General features: G+C 67.3%; 5 protein-coding genes and 3 pseudogenes. 3 read left to right on the top strand and 5 right to left on the bottom strand.

The window, feature by feature from the left end:
* Positions 1–133: 133 nt before the first annotated feature.
* Positions 134–448 (top strand): annotated as a pseudogene (locus tag ABD951_RS27915) (transposase); the annotation flags it as partial.
* A gap of 62 nt (positions 449–510) precedes the next feature.
* Here ABD951_RS27915 and istB (ABD951_RS27910) read toward each other — a convergent pair.
* The 5 genes and pseudogenes from istB (ABD951_RS27910) to istA (ABD951_RS27890) all read right to left on the bottom strand — a co-directional run.
* Positions 511–1,114 (bottom strand): annotated as a pseudogene (gene istB, locus ABD951_RS27910) (IS21-like element helper ATPase IstB); the annotation flags it as partial.
* A gap of 65 nt (positions 1,115–1,179) precedes the next feature.
* Complete coding sequence (istB, locus tag ABD951_RS27905) at positions 1,180–1,986, bottom strand: IS21-like element helper ATPase IstB (protein ID WP_345353421.1); 807 nt, start codon at positions 1,984–1,986, stop codon at positions 1,180–1,182.
* Positions 1,983–3,242 carry an IS21 family transposase gene (gene istA / locus ABD951_RS27900; RefSeq protein ID WP_345353419.1) on the bottom strand — a complete coding sequence of 420 codons (1,260 nt, stop codon included), beginning with the start codon at positions 3,240–3,242 and terminating at the stop codon, positions 1,983–1,985. The genes istB (ABD951_RS27905) and istA (ABD951_RS27900) overlap by 4 nt, the downstream gene beginning before the upstream one ends.
* A gap of 52 nt (positions 3,243–3,294) precedes the next feature.
* The gene (locus ABD951_RS27895) at positions 3,295–3,483 is read right to left on the bottom strand and encodes a hypothetical protein (protein ID WP_345353417.1); all 189 of its coding nucleotides are present in this window, start codon (positions 3,481–3,483) and stop codon (positions 3,295–3,297) included.
* 8 nt (positions 3,484–3,491) lie between these two features.
* Positions 3,492–5,006, bottom strand: a complete 1,515-nt coding sequence (gene istA / locus ABD951_RS27890; RefSeq protein WP_345353423.1) for an IS21 family transposase — start codon at positions 5,004–5,006, stop codon at positions 3,492–3,494.
* Positions 5,007–5,199: 193 nt separating this feature from the next.
* Between istA (ABD951_RS27890) and ABD951_RS27885 the strand changes: the two are divergent.
* Positions 5,200–5,339 (top strand): annotated as a pseudogene (locus ABD951_RS27885) (transposase); the annotation flags it as partial.
* A 63-nt stretch (positions 5,340–5,402) separates the two neighbouring features.
* A partial coding sequence (locus tag ABD951_RS27880; RefSeq protein ID WP_345353415.1) for an ISAzo13 family transposase occupies positions 5,403–7,253 on the top strand: 1,851 nt, incomplete at its 3' end.

The following is a 7,253-nucleotide window of genomic DNA, read 5'->3' as shown; positions in this document are numbered from 1 at the left end:
CCCGTGGGAGTAACACCCTGACAGCCTCCAGCAAACCCGGGGTGGATCACATCGAGCAACTGGGGGAAGCAGTCATGCCAGCCCCGGCAGGCCAACAGCCCCAAGGATCCCGTCCTCACGAGCTGCATGCAACGTAACGGGGGCGTACCTGCTCGGGGTTTCCACCCGGCGGATGGAGAAGCTCGTCGACTCCCTCGGGATCACCAGTCTGTCGAAGTCGCAGGTGTCCGTGATGGCCAAGGACCTCGACGCCCAGGTCGAGGCGTTCCGCGGCCGACCATTGGATGGCGGACCGTACACGTTCGTCGCCGCCGACGCCCTGGTGCTCAAGGTCCGGGAGAACGGTCGGGTGGTGAACGTACACGCCCTGGTCGCGGTCGGTGTGAACGCCGAGGGCTACCGGGAGATCCTGGGCCTGGACGTGACCTCCGCCGAGGACGGTGCCGGCTTGAGTTTCGTCAAGTGGTCTGGCCCCGTTGATCGGCATGAAATTCGGCCCCGCTGGTGGGGTCAGGCGCGTTTTCGGTTGTGGGTCTTGCTGGTGCGCAGTCGATAGGATTGGGTGCCGGTTTCGAGGATGTGCGCGTTGAAGGTGATGCGATCGACGATCGCAGCGACCAGCCGCGGATCGGGAAAGACGGTGCCCCACTCCGAGAACGGCAAATTCGATGCGATCCCGATACTCGCCCGTTCCTCCCGTTCGGTGATGATCTGGAACAGCATCTCCGCTCCGCGAGGATCGATCTGGACGTAGCCGAGTTCGTCGAGCAGCAGCAGATCCAGGCGCCCGTATCGAGCAACGACACGGGAGAGGACCCGTTCGTCGGCGGCCTCGACGAGTTCGTTGACCAGTTGGGCGCAGGTGATGTAGCGGACTCGGCGGCCTTGTTCACAGGCGGCCAGGCCAAGCCCGATCAACAGGTGCGATTTGCCGGTGCCGGAGTCACCGAGCAGCACGACCGGTTCTCCGGCGTCCAGGTAGCCGCCGGCCGCGAGATGCCCGAGTGTGCCCGCGGAGATGCCCGGCACGGCCTCGACGTCGAAGTCGGCGAGCCGTTTGATGCGGGGGGAACTTGGCGTCGTTGAGTCGGCGCGTCCGGCGCCGTTCGGTGCGGTGTCAACGGCGGGTTAGAACTGACCCCCTGCCGACGGGTTGGAATTGACCCCCCCTGGCTTTGGTTAGTCGTTGCCAGTTCTGCCTTTTGCGAGCAGTTCGCGTCGTTGACGGGTGCGGTAGGAGTCACCGGTGAGGGTGAGGACCTCGGCGTGGTGGACGAGGCGGTCGATCATCGCGGCCGCGACGACGTCGTCGGAGAAGGTCTCGCCCCATCTGCCGAAGGGCAGGTTCGAGGTGACCATGATCGAACCTTGTTCGTAGCGGGAGGCGACAAGCTGGAAGAACAGGTTTGCCGCGTCCTGGTCGAAGGGGATGTAGCCGACCTCGTCGACGATGATCAGTTTGTAGCGGCGGATCTTCTTCAGTTCGGCCTCGAGTCGTCCGGCATGATGTGCCGCCCCGAGTCGGGCGATCCAGTTGCTGGCGGTGTCGAACAGCACCGAGTAGCCGGCATGCGCGGCCTTGACGCCCAATCCGATCGCGAAGTGGGTTTTCCCGATCCCGGGTGGCCCGAGCAGGATCACGTTCTCGGCTTTCGCGACGAACGTGCCGGTCGCCAAGTGCGCCAGCACATCCCGTCGCAGACTCGGTAGGTGGTCGAGGTTGAAGTCCTCGAGCGTCTTGATCGCCGGGAAGTGCGCGGTGCGGATCCGCATGATCGTGCCCGCCGATTCCCGATCGGCGACCTGACGTTGCAGCAGGGCGGCGAGGTATTCCTCGTGGGACCAGTTCTCGTCGCGTGCCTGGTCAGCGAGGTCCTCCCAGCACCGTCCGATGGTGGGCGTTTTCAGCACCCGGGTGAGATAGGCGATCTGGGACGGCAACCCATCCGGTGTGACCGCCGCCTTGACCTGCGTCGATTGGCTCATTCGCTTCTCGCCTTCGTGTGTGAGGAGGTGAAGTCGTCGATGCCGAAGAGCACGTCGTAATCCGGAAGGGCCCGCAGCGCGACCCGGTGCCCGTCGGTGTGGCGCCGCGCCGAGGACCGCCGATGCTGTTCGGCGGTGTAGTGCCGGCGCAGTTGAGCGGCGGTGGTGACGTGAGCGGGGTCGGTGACCACCGCGTGTTTGGCCCAGGACCGCCGATGGGTGGCCACGAGCTGGCCGTCACAGATGACCTGAACCATCTGCGGGGAGGCGATGACCTCGACGAACCGGCCGATCACTCGCGGATCGACGGAATAGTCGACGGCATCGACACGGACGTAATAGTCACGGGCCAAACGGATCCGGTGACGCAACCCGATCGGAGGATCCACCGGAGGAAGCGCCAGCATAGCCCGACGGTCGATCTCGAGCAGATCGATCGGCCGGCCACCGATCGAGCGGACCGTGCGCGTGTTGGCGCGCTGCAACCACTGCGCGAGCTGGGTGTTGAAGTCCTCGGGCGAAGCGAACCGGCGACCGGGCAGAAACGAGGTCTCCAGGTATCCGTTGTGGCGCTCGACCATGCCCTTGTACTCCGGATCCCGCGGCGGAGCGAGCTTGATCTGTGTCCCCAACGTGCCGGCGAACCCGACCGCCGGCATGGTCACCTTCCCAGCTCCGCCGATCGCGGACTCGCGATCCCACAACAAGGTCTTGGTGACCTTGCCGACCTGCGAGATCAGCGACCACATGCCCGACAGGATGTCGCCGCCCTGCCGCGACGGAATCATCTCCGCGGTCATGAACCGGGAGTACGCCAGCGTCATCACCAGCACCGGGAGCACTCGTTCCTGACCGGGAGCAACCGGAATCGTCGCCTCCGGAAACCAGAGGTCGCACTGGGTGAGCCGGCCAGGCTCGTAGGACACCCGATCGACCGGATCGACACCGACATACTCCGGCCGGATGGCGCGGATGCGGTCCTTGAGGGCGGTCATCGAATACTCCCACCCGACCCGTTCGGCGATCACCGTCGCCGGCATCCGCGGGAACTCGGCCAGCAGCTGCCGCACCTGCGGCTCGACCGCGTCCGCCAGCGACCCCCGCGGTTTTCGTTCTCGCTTCGGTGGCCCGTCGGCTCGCAGCGCCGCCCGCACCGTGTTGCGGGCGATCCCCATCCGCCGAGCGATCTCCTTGATCGGCAACCCCTCGCTGCGATGCAGTCGACGGATCTCTGCCCAATCCTCCACTGATATCACCCTCCCAGCATTGGAGAGGGGTCAGTTCCAATCCGTCGCTATGGGGTCATTCTCAGCCCGTCGTCGACATGCGGTCGTCGACCTCGGCGGCGAGCACTTCGGCGAGAAACGCCAAATGTGATTGTTGTTCGCGGGCAGCGATTTCAGCGATCCGAACCGCTTCGGTCCGGATGGTCGGCAGATGCAGTTCCCGGGTGGCCGCGCCGATCGCGGCCTGGGCTGCGGCGTCGGAGGAAACCATGCGAGGCCTCAGCTTCCGGTGAGCAGGGTGTCGTAGGCGGTCAACGACGGAACGGGACGGTCGTAGCGGGTGAGCACCCCGATCGGGACCGCTGGGGTGGAATCGGTGCGGGCCAGCCGGCGGGCGTCGATGAGGACGAGTTGGGGATCGATGCACCCGGTCTCGATGGACCGGTCGAGGGCCTGGCGCAGCACTTCGGGTGCCAGGCCGCGGTGCGCGAGCAGCACGTCGATCAGTGCGCGGGTGCCGGCGCGGTCACCGAGCAGGTTGCGGGCGATTTCCCAGTACCGCTGGTGGCTGGCGGTGAACGCCCCGGCCGCCTTGGCCTGCGCCAACGCGGTCGCCCCGGGAAGAGCGCCGGGTTTGCGGATCAGCACCTCGAGGTAGTGATCGAGGGTGAGGACCTCGGTGAACCGGCCGAAGGCCCGATCGTGAACCGCGACCGTCCGGGACCCGTCGAGCACCTCGACCCGGCCCGCGCTCAGCCGCACCGGCAACCGGCGGCCCGCGTAGCGGGCGGGCACGGAGTAGAAGTTCTGCCGCACCGACACCCGCGCATGGGTGTCGACCCGCGCATACACCAGTCGTGCGCAGTCGAACGGCTCGGCAGGCAGCGGAAGCAACGCGGGTTGCTCGTCGGCGAACGCGGCCGCCACCGTGACCGGTCGGCCCCCGATGACCCGGGTGTCGTCGAGCAGGTCCGCGGCGGCGACCTTCTCGTTGAGTTCGGTCAACGACGCCGCCTTCGGCACCGGCACCAGGTGCCGCCGCCGGAATCTGCCGATTTCGCCTTCGACGCCGCCCTTCTCGTGGGCGCCGCCCCGGCCGGGGATGCAGAAGAACGAGTCGAAGCCGTAGTGGCTGCGCAGGGTGACGAATCGGTCCGACTCGACGCGGTCCCGGCCCCGCAGTACCCGCACCACAGCGGGTTTGAGGTTGTCGTAGCGGATGCGGTGCGGCACACCGCCGAACCATTCGAAGGCCCCCACGTGCCCCTCGAAGAACGCCTCCTGCGCTTGGGTTCCGAACACCACGTGACAGGCCCGCCCCGAGTGCGACAGGCGCATCACGAACATCCAGCACTTGGTCATCTCCCCGCTGATGACCGCGTAGACCTCCCCGAAGTCGACCTCCGCCTCCGCAGCCGGCAGATGGGTCTGCGGCACCGTCACCTCGGTCTCGACCAGCCCCAACTCGGCGCGGCGGTGGCGCACATACCGGGTGACCGTTGCTTCCGACATCGTCGCCCCGTGCTCGGCGACCAACCGCTGCCACACCCGCCGCGCGGTATGTCGTTGCTTGCGCGGTGCCTGGTGGTCGGCGATCAGCCAGGAATCGATCAGCTCGGCCCAGTCGTCGATCGCCGGTCGCACCCGGCGGCGATACGGTTTGCGCGGTGGTGGCACCGCCGAGGTCAACGCCTGCCGCACCGTGCGTCGATGCACCCCGTGTCGCTGGGCCAACTCCCGAATCGACAATTCCGAATCCCGCCGATCACGGCGGATCTGCTCGAACAATTCCATCCGCGAACCCGATCTCTTCACCGGTCCTCCCTCGCTGAAACACGTCCAACGAGGAGAATCCGAACTCGGGTGGGGCCAAGATTCGTGCCGACACGCCGCACCACCCGTCCGCGACCACGACCACCTCAGCCGGGGCCGGAATTTGTGACGATCAATGGCCGAACTGGGGCCTACTCAGGTGACCACACTCACCGGCTGGTTGGCGTTCTTCCGGTCCCTGGTCGCCCGCGGGCTGTCCGGGGTGCGGTTGGTGACCTCCGATGCCCATGCGGGCCTGGTGTCGGCGATCGGCGCGACCTTGCCGGGGCCGCGTGGCAACGCTGCCGAACGCACGTGACTGTAAGGTAATAGAGTGTTGTTTTGTGATCCGGATCTGGTCGGTGCGGTAGGGCGTTCGTGAGCGAGGTCGACAGGCGGTTACGGGAGCGGTTCGAGGTTTTGCTGCCGCACCTGAACGAGCGTCAGCGGCGTTTGGCGTTGGCGACCGAGGCCCGATCGTTGGGACATGGCGGGGTGCGGGCAGTGGCCCGGGCGGCCGGCGTCAGCGAGACCACGGTCCGCAGGGGCGTGTTCGAGTTGGAGGCCGGCGGGCAGCCTGCGCCGACGGGGCGGGTCCGCCGACCGGGCGGGGGCCGCAAGAGCGCGGACGCGATCGATCCGCGGCTGGTGCCTGCACTGTTGACGCTGGTCGAGCCGGACGAGCGTGGGGATCCGGAGTCTCCGTTGCGGTGGACGACCAAGTCGCTGCGACACCTGGCCGAGGAGCTGACCCGGCAGGGCCACCCGGTGTCCGCACCAACGGTGGGACGATTGTTGCGGGACAACGGATTCAGTTTGCAGGCCAACGCCAAGACGTTGGAAGGTGAACAGCACCCGGACCGGGACGTGCAGTTCCGTTACATCAACGAGCAGGTCAAGGCGCACCAGGACGCGGGCGAGCCGGTGATCAGCGTCGATTCGAAGAAGAAGGAACAACTCGGCCAGCTGCCCACCCCGGGGCGCGAGTGGCGGCCGCACGGAGAATTGGTGCAGGTAGTCGATCACAGCTTCTTCACCGGACCGAATGCGGACCGGGCCATCCCGTACGGCGTCTACGACTTGACCACCGACGCCGGCTGGGTCAACGTCGGCGTCGACCACGACACCGCCGCGTTCGCGGTCGCCTCTATCCGCCGCTGGTGGCAGGCGCGTGGGGCCGCCGACTACCCCCGTGCGAGCCGGCTGCTGATCACCGCCGACGCCGGTGGCTCCAACAGCTACCGATACCGGTTGTGGAAAGCAGAACTGGCTGCACTGGCAGCCGAGACCGGGTTGGCGATCACCGTCTGCCATTTCCCGCCCGGCACCTCGAAGTGGAACAAGATCGAGCACCGGCTGTTCTCCCAGATCACCATGAACTGGCGGGGCCGGCCGCTGACCAGCCACGAGGTGGTGGTCAAGACCATCGCCTCCACCCGCACCCGCACCGGGCTGCGCGTGGACGCCGAGCTGGACACCGGCGACTACCCGATCGGGATCTCGGTGGGTCGAGACGAGTTGCGCGCGTTACCCATCCACCCACACGTCCAGTGCGGAACGTGGAACTACACCATCGAACCCACCCACGCCGACACCGCGCCGGTTCCCGGCCGCGACCGAGAAGGCGAGCGTGCCGCGGCCGTCGCGATGCTCGCCGACCCCCGCCTGACCGGCATGACCAGCGCCGAACTGGACGAACTCACCACACGGCTGGCACCAGCCCAGGCCGCCCGCGCCGAGCAACGCCGCTGGCACCAACGCGGCGGCCGGCGCCGCAATGCCCCGGGCGCCGGCGGGCGACGCCTGCTCTCGGACGCCGCAGCTCTGCTGATCACCATCGTGTACCTGCGGCAGGCCTGTCCCCAGCGGGTGCTTTCGGAACTGCTCGGGGTCAATCCGAACTCCATCGGCGAAATCATCGCCGAAACGCGGATGCTGCTCGACGAACACGGCCATCACGTCACCCCGAACATCGGGCTGCGCTTGAGCACCGCCGCAGACCTCGCGGGATTTCTCCGCGACGACCCGGCACCCGACCCGACACCGAATCGGCCGCTTCCCGAGGCACTGTCGCACCCGGATCTGACCGGCATGAGTCGCCGACAACTGGGCGACCTCGTCGAACGCCTCGCAGTCCGGCAAGCCGCCCTGGTCGAACGACGCCGCTACACCCAACGCGGCGGCGAACGCATGCCCGGGGGCCGCGGCGGAATCTTCCTCCAGAAGATC

Origin of the sequence: Rhodococcus olei, from assembly GCF_039540555.1 — a bacterium.
Classification (GTDB): domain Bacteria; phylum Actinomycetota; class Actinomycetes; order Mycobacteriales; family Mycobacteriaceae; genus Rhodococcus_G; species Rhodococcus_G olei.
Note: the sequence above shows the minus strand (reverse complement) of the source record. Positions and strands in the feature narration are given on the sequence as shown.